We start from the raw sequence: 15406 nt of genomic DNA on the forward strand, positions 1-15406 counted from the left end.
AGGGGTCGCCATGTCCGCGATCAGAGAGAGCATCGACATTTCCCGCAGTCCCGAAGACGTCTTCGACTACGTGACGGACCCCACGCACCTGCCGGAGTGGCAGGACAGCGCCGTCTCCGCCCGCCCGCTCGACGGCGCACCCGTCCACGTCGGCTCCAAGGTCGTCGTCACCCGGCGCATGGGCAAGCGGGAGTTCCCGATGACCATGCAGGTCACGGAGCTCGACCGGCCGCGCAGCTGGCACATCCAGGGCATCGGCGGACCCGTACGCGGCGATGTGCGCGGCACCATCGAGTCCCTCGAGGGCGGCAGGCGCTCGCGCGTGACCCTGGACCTCGACTTCGAGGGCCACGGCATCGGCAGGGTCATCGCCCCGCTCGTGGTCAAGCCGTACGCCCGCAAGGAGATGCCGCGCAACGAGGAGAAGCTGAAGCACCTCCTGGAGAACTGAACGCGTCCCCCGGGCCGGTCTTGAGACTGGCCCGGGGGACGCGGACGGACTTGCGGACGGTTCGGTCCGGTTTAGTCGAGGTAGTCGCGCAGCACCTGCGAACGCGACGGGTGGCGCAGCTTCGACATGGTCTTGGACTCGATCTGGCGGATGCGCTCACGGGTGACCCCGTACACGCGGCCGATCTCGTCCAGGGTCTTCGGCTGGCCGTCGTTCAGGCCGTAGCGCATCGAGACGACGCCCGCCTCACGCTCGGAGAGCGTGCCCAGGATCGACTGCAGCTGCTCCTGGAGGAAGGTGAACGACACCGCGTCGGCCGGCACGACCGCCTCGGAGTCCTCGATGAGGTCACCGAACTCGCTGTCGCCCTCCTCACCCAGGGGGGTGTGCAGGGAGATCGGCTCGCGGCCGTACTTCTGGACCTCGATGACCTTCTCGGGGGTCATGTCGAGTTCCTTGCCCAGCTCCTCCGGAGTGGGCTCCCGGCCGAGGTCCTGGAGCATCTGGCGCTGGACGCGCGCCAGCTTGTTGATGATCTCGACCATGTGGACGGGGATGCGGATCGTGCGCGACTGGTCGGCCATGGCACGCGTGATCGCCTGCCGGATCCACCAGGTCGCGTACGTGGAGAACTTGAAGCCCTTGGTGTAGTCGAACTTCTCCACGGCGCGGATCAGACCGACGTTGCCCTCCTGGATCAGGTCCAGGAAGAGCATGCCGCGGCCGGTGTAGCGCTTGGCCAGGGAGACCACGAGGCGGAGGTTGGCCTCCAGCAGGTGGTTCTTGGCACGGCGGCCGTCCTCGACGAGGATCTCCAGCTCGCGCTTGAAGGCGGGCTTGTGGTCCTCCTCCTCTTCGAGCTTGTACTCGGAGAAGAGACCCGCCTCGATGCGCTTGGCGAGCTCGACCTCCTGCTCGGCGTTGAGGAGCGGCACCTTGCCGATCAGCTTCAGGTAGTCCTTGACGGGGTCGGCGGTGGCACCGGCCACCATGACCGTCTGCGCCGGGGCGTCGTCCTCGTCGTCGTCGGACAGGACGAAGCCCTGGGAACCGCCGGCCTTGGGGGCCTCTTCCTCGACGTCGTCGACGAGGTCCTCGGCGGCCCAGTCCTCGCCCTCGGCGGCCGGGGTCTCGCCCTCGTCGGCGTCCTTGGCGCTGGTCTTCTTGGCCGCGGCGGCGGTCTTCTTCACCGCGGTCTTCTTCGCGGCGGTCTTCTTGACCGTCCGCTTCTTCGGCTCGGCGACGGCGTCGGCCGTCACCTCGTCCTCGGCGGCCGCGGCCGGCGAAGCGGATATCGCCGCCGCGGTGGCCGGGACCGGGCTGGTGGCCGAGGCCTTGCGCGCACCGATGGGGCGCGGCGCGGCGGCCGCCTTCTTGGTCACGGTGCGGGCGGGCGCGGCGGCCGCCTTGCGGGGCTTCTTCGCGGCAGCCTTCGTGGCGGGGGCGGCGCTGACGTGCAGCGCGACACCCTCCTCGTCCAGGACCTGGTTCAGGCTGCGCAGGACCCGCTTCCACTGGTCCACCGGGATGCGGCCGGCCTCGAAGGCCTGGCGCACGTCGTCACCGTTGATGTGACCCTGCTCGCGGCCGCGCTCGACGAGCGCGACGAGGGCCTCCGATTCGGCGATCTCCGGAGGGAACGTACGGGACGGGCTGAGCGACACAAGGAGCCTCTCGTTGCGAACAGATAGGGAGTGGGCGGGAAATCATCGCGCGGACTCGGGAAACAGACCCGAGGGGGGTCTGTATTCCGGGGCCGCGCGAGGACACCTGTCGGTTCATCGCATGCCCGAGTCGATTCGTTACGCGCTGAATTGAGTGACCTGCGCCACGCTGTGGGCGCGCAACCATTCGGCCGTGGATCCGTCCGCGTCCGCACGCCCTTCTCCGTCAGCCCGTTTTGCGGGCCTCGATGAGGAAACGGGCGGTGTGCGCCACGAACGAGCCGTCACGTTCGATCTGTTCATGGAGCTCGTGCAACCGGTCCCGGTACTGCCCGACCGTGAAGCCGGGCACCATCCAGATCACCTTCCGGAGAAAGTAGATCACGGCTCCGATGTCGTGGAACTCCGTTCGCAGCCTTTCGGAGCGCAGATCCACCACTTCGAGGCCCGCCTTGCGGGCGTCGGCGACCGCGTCGTCGGGGTGCCGGGCGCGCCGGACGTCCTGCGGCTGGGGCCCGAGGAAGTACTCGACCAGCTCGAAGACGCTCGCCGGCCCGACCTGCTGCGAGAGGTACGTGCCGCCCGGCCGCAGGACCCGCGCGATCTCCTCCCACCAGATGGTCACCGGGTGGCGGCTGGAGACCAGCTCGAAGGCCTCGTCGCCGAACGGCAGCGGCGGCTCGTCGGCGTCCGCGACCACGACCGCGCCCAGCGGGTGCAGGAGCCGGGTCGCCTTGTCGATGTTCGGCGGCCAGGACTCGGTGGCCGCCGTCAGCGGGGGCAGCGGCCCGGCCCCGGCGAGCACCTCTCCGCCGCCGGTCTGGATGTCGAGGGCGGAGCGGACCCGGGCGAGGCGCTCGCCGAGCAGCCGCTGGTAGCCCCAGGAGGGGCGCTGCTCGGTGGCCCGGCCGTCGAGCCAGGAGAAGTCCCAGCCGTCCACCGAAACGGACTCGGCTTCCGCGATGAGGTGGTCGAAAGTGCGCGTCATGTCTCGATCGTCCCAGGCGCGGCGCCGGTGATCCACCGGTTTGACCGGATCCACGCACGGGGGGCCGCCGCGGACCACCGCACCCGCCGACGGGGTCCATTAGAGTGGAGGCGGGCCGTGACTGGCGTTCGGGTGGATCACCACCGGGGAGCGGCCCGGCGTACGTCCCCGCACGTACGTCTCCTGCCGCGCGCCTGGGCGAACCGCGAACCCGCGAACCGCGATCCGCAGCGACGCTCAGGAGACCCCGTGACGACTGCCCAGACTGCCTCTGCCCCCGTCTCCGCCGCCGGCCGCGCCCGGCTGATGGACGGCACCGCCCTCGCCCGCCGCATCTCGGAGCGGACCGTCGCCCTTGCGGCGAAGATCACCGAGCGCACCGGCACCGCGCCCTGTCTCGCGACCGTGCTGGTCGGCGAGGACCCGGCGTCCGTGACGTACGTGAAGATGAAGCAGAACCGCTGCGCCAAGGCCGGGATCACCTCGCGCCACGTGGAGCTGCCGGCCGAGACCACCACCGAGGAGCTCGTCGCCGCCCTCACCGCCCTCTCCGAGGACCCGGAGATCAGCGGCATCCTGCTCCAGCACCCCGTCCCGCACCACATCGACGAGCGCGCCGCCTTCGAGGCCATCGCCCCGGGCAAGGACGTCGACGGCGTCACCATGCACTCCTTCGCCGCCATGGGCTTCGGACTGCCGGGCTTCGTCTCCTGCACCCCCGGCGGCATCATGCGCCTGCTCGCCGAGTACGAGGTGGACCTGACCGGCAAGCACGCCGTGGTCGTCGGGCGCAGCGCGATCCTGGGCAAGCCGGCCGGCATGCTGCTGCTGGAGCAGAACGCCACCGTCACCTACTGCCACTCGCGCACGGCGGACCTGCCCTCGATCGTGCGCCAGGCCGACGTGCTGGTCGCCGCCGTGGGCAAGGCCGAATTCATCCGCGGCGAGGACATCAAGCCCGGCGCCGTGGTCCTGGACGCCGGCTACAACGAGGGCAACGTCGGCGACGTCCACTTCGAGTCCGCCGCCGCCCGCGCCTCGCTGATCACCCCGGTCCCGGGCGGTGTCGGCCCGATGACCATCGCCGTGCTGCTGGAGCAGACCGTCCAGGCGGCCGCCGCCCAGGCCGGTCTGGAGCTCGCGGACCTCTGACCCGTGCGCCGCACGCCGCGTACGGACACGCCCCGAGCCCTTCGGCCCGGGGCGTTCCGCGTTCCGGTGGTGTCCGGATTCTTGCGGCCGGAGCCTGACGGGTGCGGGGGAGCTGGCGGTATCTTTGCGCCGGGGCGCGGGATGACACGTGCAACACGTTTCCTGGGGGGAACTGCCGATGGACTTGTTCACGCCACTGGAACTGCCGGGCGGCGCCACCCTGCCGAACCGCCTCGCGAAGGCGGCCATGGAGGAGAGCCTCGCCGGGGCCGGCCAGCTGCCGGACGAGCGGATCGAGCGCCTCTACGGCCGCTGGGCGCGGGGCGGCGCCGGCCTCCTGATCACCGGGAACGTGATGGTGGACCGCCGGGCGCTGACCGCGCCGGGCACGATCGTCCTCGACGCCAGTTCCCCGCTCGACCCCTTCCGCCGCTGGGCCGCGGCCGCCTCCAGCGGCGGCGGCCGGGTCTGGATGCAGATCAACCACCCGGGCCGGCAGGTCGGCTCCGAGATGCCCGGCACGGCTTGGGCGCCCTCCGACATAGGGGTGAGCCTCGGCAAGCACACCAAGCGCTTCGCCCGCCCCACCGCGATGACCGAGGCCGACATCGAGGCCACCGTCGCCCGCTTCGCGGTCACGGCCCGGCGGGCCGAGGAGGCCGGTTTCGACGGGGTGCAGATCCACGCCGCCCACGGCTACCTGCTCAGCCAGTTCCTCTCCCCGCTGGTCAACCGGCGCACCGACCGGTGGGGCGGCAGCCCGGAGAACCGGGTCCGCCTCCTCACCGAGGTCGTCCGGGCCGTCCGCGCGCGGGTCGCCCCCGGCTTCGCGGTCGGCGTCAAGCTCAACACCGCCGACTTCCAGCGCGGCGGCTTCGACACCGAGGACGCGGCGCAGGTCCTCGCGGCCCTCGGCGGCCTCGGCGTCGACCTGGTCGAACTGTCCGGCGGCAGCGTCGAGAGCCCCGCGACCCTGGGCCGCACCGCCGATCTGCGGACCCTCGAGCGGGAGGCGTACTTCCTCTCCTTCGCCGAGCAGTTCCTGGACGCGGCCACGATGCCGCTCATGCTGACGGGCGGGATAGCCCGGCAGGAGACCGCGCGGAGGGTCCTGGAGCGCGGGGTGTCGGTCGTCGGGCTCGCCTCGGCGCTGGCGTTCCGCCCCGACCTGCCGGCGCGCTGGCGCGCCGGGGAGGACGTACGGGTGACGGTGGAGCGGCTGCGCTGGAAGGACCGGGACCTGGCCGGAGCCGCGCTGCTGGCCTTCGTGCGGTTCCAGCTGCACCGGCTGGCGCGCGGACTGGAGCCGCGCCCGGCGGCCTCCCCGCGGGCCACCTTCGCCCTCGACCAGCTCCAGCACTGGCGCCGGGTGCGGGCGTACGGGGCCTGGCTCGCCCGCAACCCCGTCCCGGAGGACCTCCTCGTCGGCTGAGGCCGGCCCGCGCCCGCCGCCGGGCCTTCAGAGCGCGGCCGGGTCCCGGCGCACGGCCGCCACGATGGGGGAGGTGCGGAACTCCCGGGCCAGCGCGGCCAGCGGCCGGGAGTCCAGCCGGTACGGCTCGGGCAGCCCCTGGTCCGCCTCGGCCGTCCGGTCGGCGGCCGCCGCGGCCTCGGTGGCGGCCGCCTCCCGGCGCCGGCAGGCGGCGGCGAGCATGGCCGCGTCGGCCACGACGGAGGCCCGCGCGTCGCACATGCCCTGGCCGAGGGCGGCCTCGTACGCGTCGCCCCGTACGGCCGGGTCGAACCAGCAGGCCAGGGCCAGGATCCCGTCGTCGATCACCGATTCGCGGTGGATCAGCCGGATCCCGATCGGAGACCACCAGGTCAGCGGCACCGTCGTCACGCTCGACGCGGCGAAACCGCGCAGCGCCTTCCACAGCGGGTGCAGCCGCCGGTACCGGCTGAAGTCCCGCCAGGCAGCCGAGCCGCCGACCAGCGGGACGATGAACCCCGAGCCCACCATCAGGGCGGCGGCGGAGGCGAACGGCGGGGCCACGTAGGTGGACAGGCCGTCCCAGTCGCGGCCCGCCCAGCGGGCGCCCACCGCCGCCCATTTCGCGACCAGGTAGCCCAGGTCCAGCGCCCCGCCGAGCACGATCAGGGCCAGTCCGGTGCGCAGCGGGCGCAGCGAGGGGCGCACGCGCAGCAGCCACTTCCAGCACAGCAGGGTCAGCGTGGAACTGCCCACGGTGTGCGCGAGCAGGTAGCAGACGATCATCTCGCGCAGCCAGGGCGTGTTGGCGTAGTACGTGTCCAGGTCGCGCAGGCGCTCCACGGGCGCGTCGCCGATCGCGAACAGGACGACGATGAGCAGGGTGACGGCGCCGAACACGGCCACCGTCAGCCGGGTGGCGCGCCGTACGACGGCGGGCGGACCGCCGCCCCACTGCAGGACCAGGACGATGCACGACCCCGAGAACGCCGTCAGCACGCTGTACACCAGCGGGGCCGAGAAGTTGACGATCCCGGTGACCCGGTTGACGGCGGAGATCGTCGGCGGCGCCGCTAGGAACATGACGAGGCAGCCGACGACGAGCAGGGTGCACACGGCCCGCATGAGCGGCTGGTCCCAGCCCCGGCGCAGGGTCGGCGCCTTGATCAGCAGCGCCAGGATCATCACCGACCCGGGAACGTAGAGGATGAGACCGTCGTTCATCGCGCCTGTCCGACGGGGCCCACCGGGTCGACGGGATCAGCGGGGCCGGCGGGGTCGGCCGGGTCGACGGGGTCGGCCGGTCCGGACGTCCGGTCGAGCCCCGCGACGGCCCGCTCGGCCGCGGTCAGCGGCGGCGCCTTCAGCGCGCCCCGGTCCGAGGCGCGCAGCACGCGCCAGACCACCGAGGGGCGCAGCCAGTACGCGGGCGTGCTGCTCATGGTGATGACCTGGAGGAACGCGGCGGTCAGCGCCTCACGCGTGGTGGCCCCGGTCATCAGCCGGTTGACGTACGCGTTGAGCAGCCCGACACCGGCCCGCGGCTTCATGCCGGTGGCCCCCGGGTACAGGATGTCCTGCGAGGTGGCGAGCTCCCAGGCGGTGGACACCTGCGGGACGAGCGCGCGCTGGGCCTCGCGGCCGAAGGAGGGATGGGCGAGGCCCTGGGTGCGCAGCAGGGTCCGTACGGCCAGCAGCCCCTGCGCGGCGACGGTCATGCCCTGCCCGTACAGCGGGTTGAAGGTGGCGACGGAGTCGCCGACGGCGAAGAACCCGTCGGGCAGGTCGGCCTTCTCGAAGTAGACCCGGCGGTTGGCGGTGCCCTGGGTGACGGCTATGTCGGTCAGGGGCTTCCTGCCGTCGAGGAGCTCGCCGACGATCGGATCGCGCAGCCCCTTGGCGAACGCGACGAACTGCTCGGGGTCCCCGGTGGGCTGGCCGCCGCGGGTGCCGGACAGGGTGGCCTGCCACTGGCCGTTCTCGATGGGGACGATCGTCGCGGTCTGGCCGGGCACGTACACCCGCGGATCGGACTGCACGTTGACGATGGGGAAGCCCATCTCGTGGGCCCCGGCGGGGGCTTCGAAGATGCGGGTCGCGTACACCAGGCCGGAGTCCACCTGGGCCTGTCTGATCCCGCCGACCCCCAGCTCCTGCAGCCAGGCCCGGGCCCGGGAGCCGCGCCCGCTCGCGTCGACCACGAGGTCGGCGGTCACGAGCCGGTTCTGCTCCCCGGGGGCGTCGACGCGGACGCCGGTGACCCGGGCCGCCGTGCCCTCCAGGGCCCGTACGCGGCTCTGCTGGAGCGTGGTGACACCGCGCAGACCCGTCACCCGGGCGCGGACCACCGCGTCGAGGAGGTCGCGGCTGCACGAGATGTTGAACTGCTTCTCCCCGCACCGCGGGATCCAGCCCTGCGCGGTCATGGTGACCAGGTCGGTGGGCAGGCTGCGGCGGATCGCCCCGGCCGCCGTCCACGCCTCGGTGATGCCCGGCAGTATCTTCTCGATGGCGCGCGCCCCGCCCGACCACATCACGTGGACGTGCCGGGCCTGCGGGAGTCCGCGCCGCGGCGCCGGGCTGTCGGGCAGCGTGTCGGCGTCGATGATCGTGACCGTCGCGTGCTCGGCCAGCACGGCCGCCGCGAGCAGGCCGGCCATGCTGCCGCCGATGACGACGGCGTGGCGGGGCGGGGAGGACTGGGTCATCGTGGTGCTCTCTGTCAGGGCCGTGCGGGGGCAGCGGCGCGCGTGAGGTGCGTCGGGAGGGGGAGCGCCGGTCACCGGGGCGTCATCGGTACGCCGCGGGGGCGTGCACTCAACGGCCCCAGCCCAGCGAGGACTTGATGCGCTCGATCGCCTCGGGGAACCGCTCCTCGCGGGGCCCGGGCAAGTACGCCTTCAGGACTTGGCCGAGGTACAGCCCGAAGGTCTCGGCCCGGATCTCCGCCGGGTCCTCCCGGTCGGCGCGAGCGGCCGCCTGCCGGACCACGCTGCCCAGTCCGGTCTCCGAGTGCAGCAGCTCCGCGAGGTCGCCCCGGTCTCCGGTGAGCCGGGCCGCCACGGCCATGCCCGGGCCGTGGCTGTCGCAGGTGCCCTCCTCCAGGTGCCATAACTCGTGGCAGGCGATGACGAGTTGGTGCTCGGGCCGGGTGCGCTCCTCGATGACGAGCAGGTCGCGCTCCTCCATCTCCAGCCACAGCCCGCTGGCCGTGTCGGGCGGGAACCCGGCGAACCGGAACTCCACCGGCCGCCCGCCGCGCCGGCGTCCGTACGCCGCGCACAGGCCCCCGATGATCTCGGCGGCATCGGCCGGCTGCGCCAGACGCGCTTCCGCCAGCAGCTCCCCGCCGAGTTTCCGCATGGTGCGTGTGGTCCTCATGGCGCTCCCCCCTCGGCAGCCTTCCGGTCGTCCGGCACCGCCACGCGGCCCGCGCTCTCGCGTGTCAGCTGCCCCTCACGGGCCAGCAGGTCGTCGAGGTGGTCGGCGAGCGACTTCCAGCCCGCCGGGGAGAGCCGCCCGGCGCGCGTGACGATGCTGCGCACATCGTGCGCCCGCAGGACGGCCAGCATCGGGTTCCCCGTGCTCCGTTCGGCGGTTTCCAGCTCCTGTTCGATCCCGGCCAGGGCGGTGGTGAGCGCCTCGGTGTCGTCGGCGAGCAGGAAGCCGCCGTCGACCCCGTAGAAGCGCTGGATGCCGGCGGCCGCCGCGAGGTTGGGCAGGCCCTCGCCGCGCGCGAGGCGGGTCAGCGACTGCCCCGAGGCGTAGAAGGACTGGGCGATGGCGGCGAGCGAGTGGGCCTGGCCGTCCGGCCGCGGCCGGGTGCGCCGCAGGTGCTCGAACCGCTGGCGGACCTGCTCCTTCAGCGGGAGCCGGGGCGGCGCGCCGTCGAGGGTGAGCCGGATGTCCTGCGGGGGCATGCCCGTCAGGTACGAGAGGTGCCCGAGGTCGGCCGGGGCGCCGGCGCCCGTGGTGGCGAGGGCGTGCTCCACCGCGCACTGGCTGTCGGCGAGGAGGAAGCCGGCGTAGACCCCGAAGAACCGCTGCACGCCCGCCGCGTGGCCCAGCCGGGGCAGTCCGGTGCCCGCGTTGAGGGGGCCGAGGGAGGCGCCCGGCGCCCGGAAGTCCTCCGCGATGGCCGCCAGCGACCACTCCCGGCCGTGCTTGTCGCGGCGGGTGGCCCGCAGCCGCAGGAAGCGCCGGTGCACCCGTATGCAGAGCGGCACTTCGGGCGCGGTCCCGGCCACGACCTGCGGGATGAGGGCGGGCTCGACGCCGGTCAGGCGGCTCAGCCGCTCCGGGCACAGCACCTCGGCGGGGTCCCGCCCGCTGCGCTCGGCCAACGCCGCGACACGGGCCCAGGCGGAGGCCAGGACGGGTCGGTCGGCGGCTGGCACCGTGAGGTTCTCCGTATGTCGAGAGGACGTTCGAGAGCTTCGGCTGGGTGCAGCGTAGCCCTCCGGCCCCCGCCGAAACAGGAGAATCCCAACCTTTCTTGCGATGTGAGTCAAAGAAGGTTGGCAAGCCCGCCCGGCCCCCCAGGGCCATGACTTCGGAGGTAAGCGCAGTGGGAGCGGGCACACGGTGTTGCCCCCAGGTCAGCCCCCAGTTTCAGGGGAGGACCTGCCACAGGGGAGCCAAACTGGGGGCCACGCAGCCGGATTCAGCCCTGGGCGCCACCGGAGGGCGCCCCGCCCCTACCATCTCCGAAGATCTCGTCCATGGCCTGTGCACCATCCCTGATGATTGGCTGAAGCTGCTTGCGGTACACCCGTTCGGTCGTCTGCGTTCCGCTGTGCCCGACCACGAGGGCGATCACCTCGGTTGGAACGCCGTGGGCGGAGAGATGCGATACGCAGCTCGTCCGGAGCATTCGGGTCGTCCACTTCTTGGGATTTTTCACACCGGCCTCACGGAGCAACGAACGGAAGTTCCTCAAGACGTTGGTCGACGTGCGCTGCTTCCCGTTGTCGTCGGGGAAGACCAGTCCTTCCGGACTCCAAACGAGCCCCGCCGCCTCGAACTCTGCCTGCTGCCGACTGCGGTAGTCCCGCATGACCTGGGCGACCTGAAGGGGCATGGCCAGGGACCTGCGGCTCCGTACGGTCTTGGTGTCGCCGCGGCGACGAACGGAACGCCAGACATCGACATGGGGCTTCGCGCCTTCCGGCACCTCCGTGTGTACATGAGCCCAGGTGAGGGGGCGCTCTTCTTCGGTACGCACACCCACCAACAGCGCTAGAACCACGTATGCGTGGATCCAGGTGCCCCTTCTGGCCCGCAGAACCGACTCGGCCTCAGCCATGGAGAGGGAGTTACTCGGCCTCCCCGGACGGCCCTCAGGGAGGTCGACCAGCTCGACCACGTTGCGGTTGGCGCGTCCGCGCTTCCTGGCGTGATTGATGGATCGTCTCAAGATCGAACGAACCTTCTTCAGGGCTTCATCGCCCAGCACTTCAGCTCGCCCCACGAGCCAGTCGTCGACCATGTCGGCGTCAAGCTCTTGCAGCTTGGCGTGCCCAAGCTGGGGGATGACATGGTTCTTCGCCAGGCTCCGGTATGTGGCGAGACTCGACTCATCTCGCCCTCGGAGGCCCTTGGCCAGCCACTCTTCAACGGCCTGACGGACGGTGTAATTCGCGGGAGCCTTGCCCTCCGCGGCCAGTTCGCTCCTCAGCTTTCGGATCTTGGCCCGTACTTCGGTCTTGGTCTTTCCCGACACCTTGGGCCGCCTGCGCTTGCCCGCAGGAGTGAAGCCAAGGGAGACCGCACCGATGTACCGGTTCTTGGACTTGTCCCAGTAGATGGAGTCCGCGCCGTTGGCTGCCTTGCGGGCCGGCGCTCGTTCGTTGTCCATCCGGCACCCTTCGTGCATGACGGAGGGGCCGCACCGACCTCGATGCGGCCCCTCTGTGGGTTCGTTGCTGCTATGCGGCGGCTTCCGCCTCACGCTTGAGGAGTTCGACGTACTCGTCGACGTATTCGGTGGGAACCAGCCGGCGGCGGCCGGAACGCACGGTGCGCAGGCGACCCAGCCGGATCTCCTCGTAGGCCGTGGAGCGTCCGACGCCGAGCAGCTCGGCGGCTTGTTGAACGCTGTGAAGTCGTCTCTCTGGTACGACCATCAATGCCACGTGAAGCGGCTCCTCTCCAGATCGCCGACCGGACGGCTCACCCTCGCCGGACTGGCTGGTGGGCCTCCTGTCCGAGGCTGGGATTTCTGCGTCACCGCGTCACTTGTGTCATCCGTGCGCCTGACCTGGGGTTTTGGGTGACGTAAGGGGTGGGCGTGCGTCATCGGCCTGCGTCACCTGTGTCAGTGGGTGACGCAGGTTGGTGACGCAGGTGACGTGAGGTGACTCAGCCGTGGGCCGTCTGCGTCACCCGCATATTGGCAGGTCAGCGGTGGTTTTCAGGTCGTCGGTGACGCGGGTGACGCAACATCTCCTCTCTTAGGAAAAAGAGAGGGGTTTCTGTTGTGGTGCGGTGCGTTTTCAAGCGAAGTGAGGGGCCGCTGCGCGGCACGTCCTTTGCAGCGGCGGCAAGCCGCCGGACAAGCAAGAGGAGCACGCCGCGCCCGGGGACGGGGTGCTCTTCTTGCCTGTGCAGGGGCCCGGTGGTCGCGCGGGTTAGAACGCTGCTTCCTGCTCGTGAGGCGCCGAGGCGGCCGGCCGTGCCATCTCGATGTAGCGGGCGGCCTTGGTGCGGCCCCAGTCGACGAGTACGCCGCGGGCGGCGAGGGTGGGCTGTAGGCGCTTGAGGCGGTCGGAGAGGACTTTCCCGGTGGTGGGCCACCCTTTGGGCAGGGGCCGGAAGTCCTCGCCGGCGTAGAGCTGGGTGAGAGCGTGCAGCCACTCCGCGGAGGCCATCCGCACTTCCTCGCCCGCTTCGAGGCCGGCGGCGTGCTTGAGGACGGTCTGGGCGAGGAGGTCGCCTTCGATGACGTCGTCGTTGAGGTCATCGAGGCTGGCCCGGTAGGCGGTCAGCGCGCTGAGGCCGGTGGCGGTATCGAGCTGGGCGCAGAGATGGGCGAAGTCGGCCATGCGCAGGTCGGTGGGAGTGTCGGCTTCGGTGGCTCGCACCTTGACGGTGAGGTCGAGCAGGGAGCCGAGGATGACGGGCAGGGCCGGCTTGTACTCCGCCCACAACTCAGCCTCCGTCCGGCGCACCTGGGGCCGCACAAGACGGAGGGGCAGGAGGCGTTCGGCGAGGTCGGGACGGATGACGCCCACGTCGATGCCGGTCAGGAGCAGCGGACGACGGTAGCGGGATCGGACGACGTCGCCATCGGTGAACAGGGCGCGTTTGATGCTCTCGGCGCCGGTGACGATGCAGCACATCAGGTCCGACAGATCCGGCGGCAGGTGCGAGAGGTTGTCCAGGGCAGTAACCCAACCAGCGGCCACGGCCGTGATCAGGTTCTCCTCATCCTTCGGCGCACGGCGCAGGTCACCGGTCATGCCCTCGATGATCCGCACCAGCATCCGCCCGGCGGTCGACTTCCCGGCGCCCTGGGGGCCGGTGAGGAAAGGCGCGGGCACGGGCACGGAAGGCTCCAGGCAGCCGATCAGCCACGCGATGGCGAGGCACTCGCTCTCGGCGTTGGCGAAGTTGCACAGCCGCAGGAGAGCGTCGATGCCCTTGCCGTCGGTGTCCTTCTCTGGAAGGGGGAGTTCACCGGTGAGCTGGGTGCGTCGCCAGCACACCTCTTGCGGGTCGGGCACGCGGATGTCCCAGCCGGTGGGGTGGATGCGTACGGACCGGCCGTCGTCGCGACCGAGGTCGAGCCAGGTCACGCCGTCGAAGCCGGGCGCTACGCGGATGTGGGTGGGCTGTACGTCCTGGCTGAGGGCAAGTGCTTCGATCAAGTCGAGTGCCTCCTTGAGTGCGCTGCCGTTGAATGAGCCGCGGCCGTCGTTGTAGAGGCCGACCATGAGTTCCTGGCGGTGGCTTCCGGTCGTGCCTTGGGAGCGGATGGGGCGGGCGACGGGGTGGCTGTTCTTCTGCGCGTAGACGGTGCCTTCGGTGGTGCGGAAGTACCGGAAGTGGTCCTGCGCGTATTCGGTGATGATCTGGCGGGCCGGGTTCTTCTCTTCCTCGGGCATCGCTACATCCCCAGCGTTGTGCGGGCGTTGGTCCAGGCGTCCTCGCAGTTGCGCAGGGATTCGCCCTTGGCCTGCGCGGCGGTGAACAGCCGCTTGACGTGCGCGTCGGTGAGGCAGCCGCACCCGCCGTGCACGGAGAGCACGGCGAGGAAGGTCCGGTACACGGTGTTGTGGATGCCTTCGGCTGCCTCCTTGATGCGCTGCTCGGCCATGGCGATGCCCCGCTCCAGGTAGGCGGGTGACCGGTGGCGGCACTCCCCGCCCCCGGCCGGCGCGGTCGCGGTGACGATGCCGGGCTGGGTCCGGACCACGCTGGGCTGCTTTACGGCGAGCGCGCGCACGATCTCCGGCAGCGCGGCCATGGTGCCGGTGCCGGGGCTACGCCACTGGGCGTAGGCCATCGTGGACTTCAGGTCGACCCCGGGCCGTACGCCGTTGACGGAGCGGAGGGTGCCTCGGTAGATCCAGTGCTCCCCGCGGGTGGTCGGGACGGTCGTGGTCGTGGGGAGGTTCTGTCGGGCCCAGGCGATCGCGTCGGCGTTGTCGAGGTCCACGACGGTGAGTCCGGCGCCGCCGGGGTGGTAGGCGACGGCCTGAGCCTGCCTCCAGGCGCCGGCCCAAGCCGGGGAGGTGAGAACGTCCGGGTCGGTGGTGGCGGCGGCCCAGGCGTGGCACGGCGCGGCGCACGCGCAGGTGCCCGGGGTCTTCATGTTCGGTCGGCCTCCGCAGGCGTTCTTTCGGCAGGCCCGGCAGTTACCCATGGGGCCTTTGCCCTCCCGTAGCGGCATCACGGGCATTCCCTGCCCGGCGAGCCGGAGCGCGGTGGACAGGAGCCCGGTCGCGGTGATCACGCGGCCACCGCCCCGGACATCGTGCGGGCGAGGAACGCGCGGCCGAGCCACTCGCTGAACGCGGGCGGGATGGCCTCGGTGAGTTCCTCCCGGAGGTCGGTCCAGTGGATGCCCATCGCGGCCTGCATCTCGGGGATGGTGGCCTTGCCGCCGCCGTTGCCGTAGGCGGCGACGTACGGTCCGTCGCGGTACTCGCCGTGGCGCCAGCCGCGTACGTAGCCGCGGTGGCGAACGTGCTTGGGCTTTGCTGTGGTCCAGCCGCCGAGTTCGAAGTTCCGGTGCCTCAGGACGCCAAGGCCGAACATCTCCCCGCACAGGGTGATGTCCTTGCGGACGTCGGCCTTGCCGTCGGGCTGCTCGATCACGTACGGCAGTCCGGACGCGTCCAGGAGCTGGCGGGTAGGGGCGACGAGGTCGATGTGCTTGCCGCCCCAGCCGCGGGACCGGTTGGTGCCCACGGTCAGCGCGCACCTCTTCTGGCAGGGCGGGGAGGCGTGCACCATCGCGTAGCGGCGGATCTCGCCGGACGTGATCAGGTCGGCGAGGACGGTCAGGGCGTTGCCCTGGCGGAAGGTGAAGGGGTAGTTCGGGCGGGGGCGGATGTCGACGCCCTCGACCTCGAACCCGGCCCGTTCGTAGCCCATGCCAGCGCCGCCGGCGCAGGAGTACAGATCGAGGAGTAACGGCCGGTCGCCGTTCGGTGCTCGCCGGATGTCGGTGGGGTGGGTCATGCTGGTCTCTCCAGTTCTCATGGGTTCTGGAC

Annotated in this window: 14 protein-coding genes and 1 riboswitch; of the genes, 3 read left to right on the top strand and 11 right to left on the bottom strand. The window is 71.3% G+C overall.

Translation table 11 applies throughout. The features are described 5' to 3' along the window. Positions 1–10: 10 nt before the first annotated feature. Positions 11–451, top strand: a complete 441-nt coding sequence (locus tag ACFYZS_RS19635; RefSeq protein WP_389013818.1) for an SRPBCC family protein — start codon at positions 11–13, stop codon at positions 449–451. Between the two features lie 71 nt (positions 452–522). Here ACFYZS_RS19635 and ACFYZS_RS19640 read toward each other — a convergent pair whose 3' ends face one another. Together ACFYZS_RS19640 and ACFYZS_RS19645 are read right to left on the bottom strand one after the other, a co-directional pair. Continuing rightward, the gene (locus tag ACFYZS_RS19640; RefSeq protein ID WP_389013821.1) at positions 523–2115 is read right to left on the bottom strand and encodes an RNA polymerase sigma factor; all 1593 of its coding nucleotides are present in this window, start codon (positions 2113–2115) and stop codon (positions 523–525) included. 226 nt (positions 2116–2341) lie between these two features. Next, positions 2342–3103: a class I SAM-dependent methyltransferase gene (locus tag ACFYZS_RS19645; protein ID WP_389013823.1), complete on the bottom strand. Its 762-nt coding sequence runs from the start codon at positions 3101–3103 to the stop codon at positions 2342–2344. A gap of 107 nt (positions 3104–3210) precedes the next feature. Then, a riboswitch (ZMP/ZTP riboswitch) is annotated at positions 3211–3310 on the top strand. Positions 3311–3409: 99 nt separating this feature from the next. Between ACFYZS_RS19645 and ACFYZS_RS19650 the strand changes: the two genes are divergently transcribed. Together ACFYZS_RS19650 and ACFYZS_RS19655 are read left to right on the top strand one after the other, a co-directional pair. Beyond that, positions 3410–4255, top strand: coding sequence for a bifunctional 5,10-methylenetetrahydrofolate dehydrogenase/5,10-methenyltetrahydrofolate cyclohydrolase (locus tag ACFYZS_RS19650; protein ID WP_389014305.1), 846 nt, complete (start codon positions 3410–3412; stop codon positions 4253–4255). A gap of 178 nt (positions 4256–4433) precedes the next feature. Then, positions 4434–5687, top strand: coding sequence for an NADH:flavin oxidoreductase/NADH oxidase family protein (locus ACFYZS_RS19655; RefSeq protein ID WP_389013826.1), 1254 nt, complete (start codon positions 4434–4436; stop codon positions 5685–5687). A gap of 27 nt (positions 5688–5714) precedes the next feature. Here ACFYZS_RS19655 and ACFYZS_RS19660 read toward each other — a convergent pair whose 3' ends face one another. The 9 genes from ACFYZS_RS19660 to ACFYZS_RS19700 form a co-directional block, all read right to left on the bottom strand. Then, complete coding sequence (locus ACFYZS_RS19660; RefSeq protein WP_389013829.1) at positions 5715–6911, bottom strand: MAB_1171c family putative transporter; 1197 nt, start codon at positions 6909–6911, stop codon at positions 5715–5717. Beyond that, positions 6908–8395, bottom strand: a complete 1488-nt coding sequence (locus ACFYZS_RS19665) for an NAD(P)/FAD-dependent oxidoreductase (protein ID WP_389013832.1) — start codon at positions 8393–8395, stop codon at positions 6908–6910. The genes ACFYZS_RS19660 and ACFYZS_RS19665 overlap by 4 nt, the downstream gene beginning before the upstream one ends. Before the next feature lie 109 nt (positions 8396–8504). After that, positions 8505–9068, bottom strand: coding sequence for a toxin-antitoxin system, toxin component (locus tag ACFYZS_RS19670; RefSeq protein ID WP_389013835.1), 564 nt, complete (start codon positions 9066–9068; stop codon positions 8505–8507). Then, positions 9065–10084, bottom strand: a complete 1020-nt coding sequence (locus ACFYZS_RS19675) for a hypothetical protein (RefSeq protein WP_389013838.1) — start codon at positions 10082–10084, stop codon at positions 9065–9067. Before ACFYZS_RS19675 ends, ACFYZS_RS19670 begins: the two co-directional genes overlap by 4 nt. 266 nt (positions 10085–10350) lie before the next feature. Then, positions 10351–11544 carry a tyrosine recombinase XerC gene (xerC, locus tag ACFYZS_RS19680; protein WP_389013840.1) on the bottom strand — a complete coding sequence of 398 codons (1194 nt, stop codon included), beginning with the start codon at positions 11542–11544 and terminating at the stop codon, positions 10351–10353. A gap of 70 nt (positions 11545–11614) precedes the next feature. Beyond that, complete coding sequence (locus tag ACFYZS_RS19685) at positions 11615–11812, bottom strand: excisionase family DNA-binding protein (RefSeq protein WP_389014308.1); 198 nt, start codon at positions 11810–11812, stop codon at positions 11615–11617. Between the two features lie 504 nt (positions 11813–12316). Then, positions 12317–13792, bottom strand: a complete 1476-nt coding sequence (locus ACFYZS_RS19690; protein ID WP_389013843.1) for an ATP-binding protein — start codon at positions 13790–13792, stop codon at positions 12317–12319. A 2-nt stretch (positions 13793–13794) separates the two neighbouring features. Then, positions 13795–14589, bottom strand: coding sequence for a bifunctional DNA primase/polymerase (locus tag ACFYZS_RS19695; RefSeq protein WP_389014310.1), 795 nt, complete (start codon positions 14587–14589; stop codon positions 13795–13797). A 50-nt stretch (positions 14590–14639) separates the two neighbouring features. Continuing rightward, entirely contained in the window at positions 14640–15374 is a 735-nt protein-coding gene (locus ACFYZS_RS19700; RefSeq protein WP_389013846.1) for a DNA methylase, read from the bottom strand. Between the last annotated feature and the right edge of the window lie 32 nt (positions 15375–15406).

Source organism: Streptomyces sp. NPDC001903, assembly GCF_042891345.1.
GTDB lineage: Bacteria > Actinomycetota > Actinomycetes > Streptomycetales > Streptomycetaceae > Streptomyces.

What these genes read in the sequence shown, in the direction of transcription:
- ACFYZS_RS19695 (WP_389014310.1), bottom strand. Translation starts at nt 14,589, where the DNA reads ATGCCCGTGATGCCGCTACGGGAGGGCAAAGGCCCCATGGGTAACTGC.
- ACFYZS_RS19655 (WP_389013826.1), top strand. Translation starts at nt 4,434, where the DNA reads ATGGACTTGTTCACGCCACTGGAACTGCCGGGCGGCGCCACCCTGCCG.
- ACFYZS_RS19635 (WP_389013818.1), top strand. Translation starts at nt 11, where the DNA reads ATGTCCGCGATCAGAGAGAGCATCGACATTTCCCGCAGTCCCGAAGAC.
- ACFYZS_RS19665 (WP_389013832.1), bottom strand. Translation starts at nt 8,395, where the DNA reads ATGACCCAGTCCTCCCCGCCCCGCCACGCCGTCGTCATCGGCGGCAGC.
- ACFYZS_RS19660 (WP_389013829.1), bottom strand. Translation starts at nt 6,911, where the DNA reads ATGAACGACGGTCTCATCCTCTACGTTCCCGGGTCGGTGATGATCCTG.
- ACFYZS_RS19700 (WP_389013846.1), bottom strand. Translation starts at nt 15,374, where the DNA reads ATGACCCACCCCACCGACATCCGGCGAGCACCGAACGGCGACCGGCCG.
- ACFYZS_RS19685 (WP_389014308.1), bottom strand. Translation starts at nt 11,812, where the DNA reads ATGGTCGTACCAGAGAGACGACTTCACAGCGTTCAACAAGCCGCCGAG.
- ACFYZS_RS19690 (WP_389013843.1), bottom strand. Translation starts at nt 13,792, where the DNA reads ATGCCCGAGGAAGAGAAGAACCCGGCCCGCCAGATCATCACCGAATAC.
- ACFYZS_RS19670 (WP_389013835.1), bottom strand. Translation starts at nt 9,068, where the DNA reads ATGAGGACCACACGCACCATGCGGAAACTCGGCGGGGAGCTGCTGGCG.
- ACFYZS_RS19645 (WP_389013823.1), bottom strand. Translation starts at nt 3,103, where the DNA reads ATGACGCGCACTTTCGACCACCTCATCGCGGAAGCCGAGTCCGTTTCG.
- ACFYZS_RS19650 (WP_389014305.1), top strand. Translation starts at nt 3,410, where the DNA reads ATGGACGGCACCGCCCTCGCCCGCCGCATCTCGGAGCGGACCGTCGCC.
- xerC (WP_389013840.1), bottom strand. Translation starts at nt 11,544, where the DNA reads ATGGACAACGAACGAGCGCCGGCCCGCAAGGCAGCCAACGGCGCGGAC.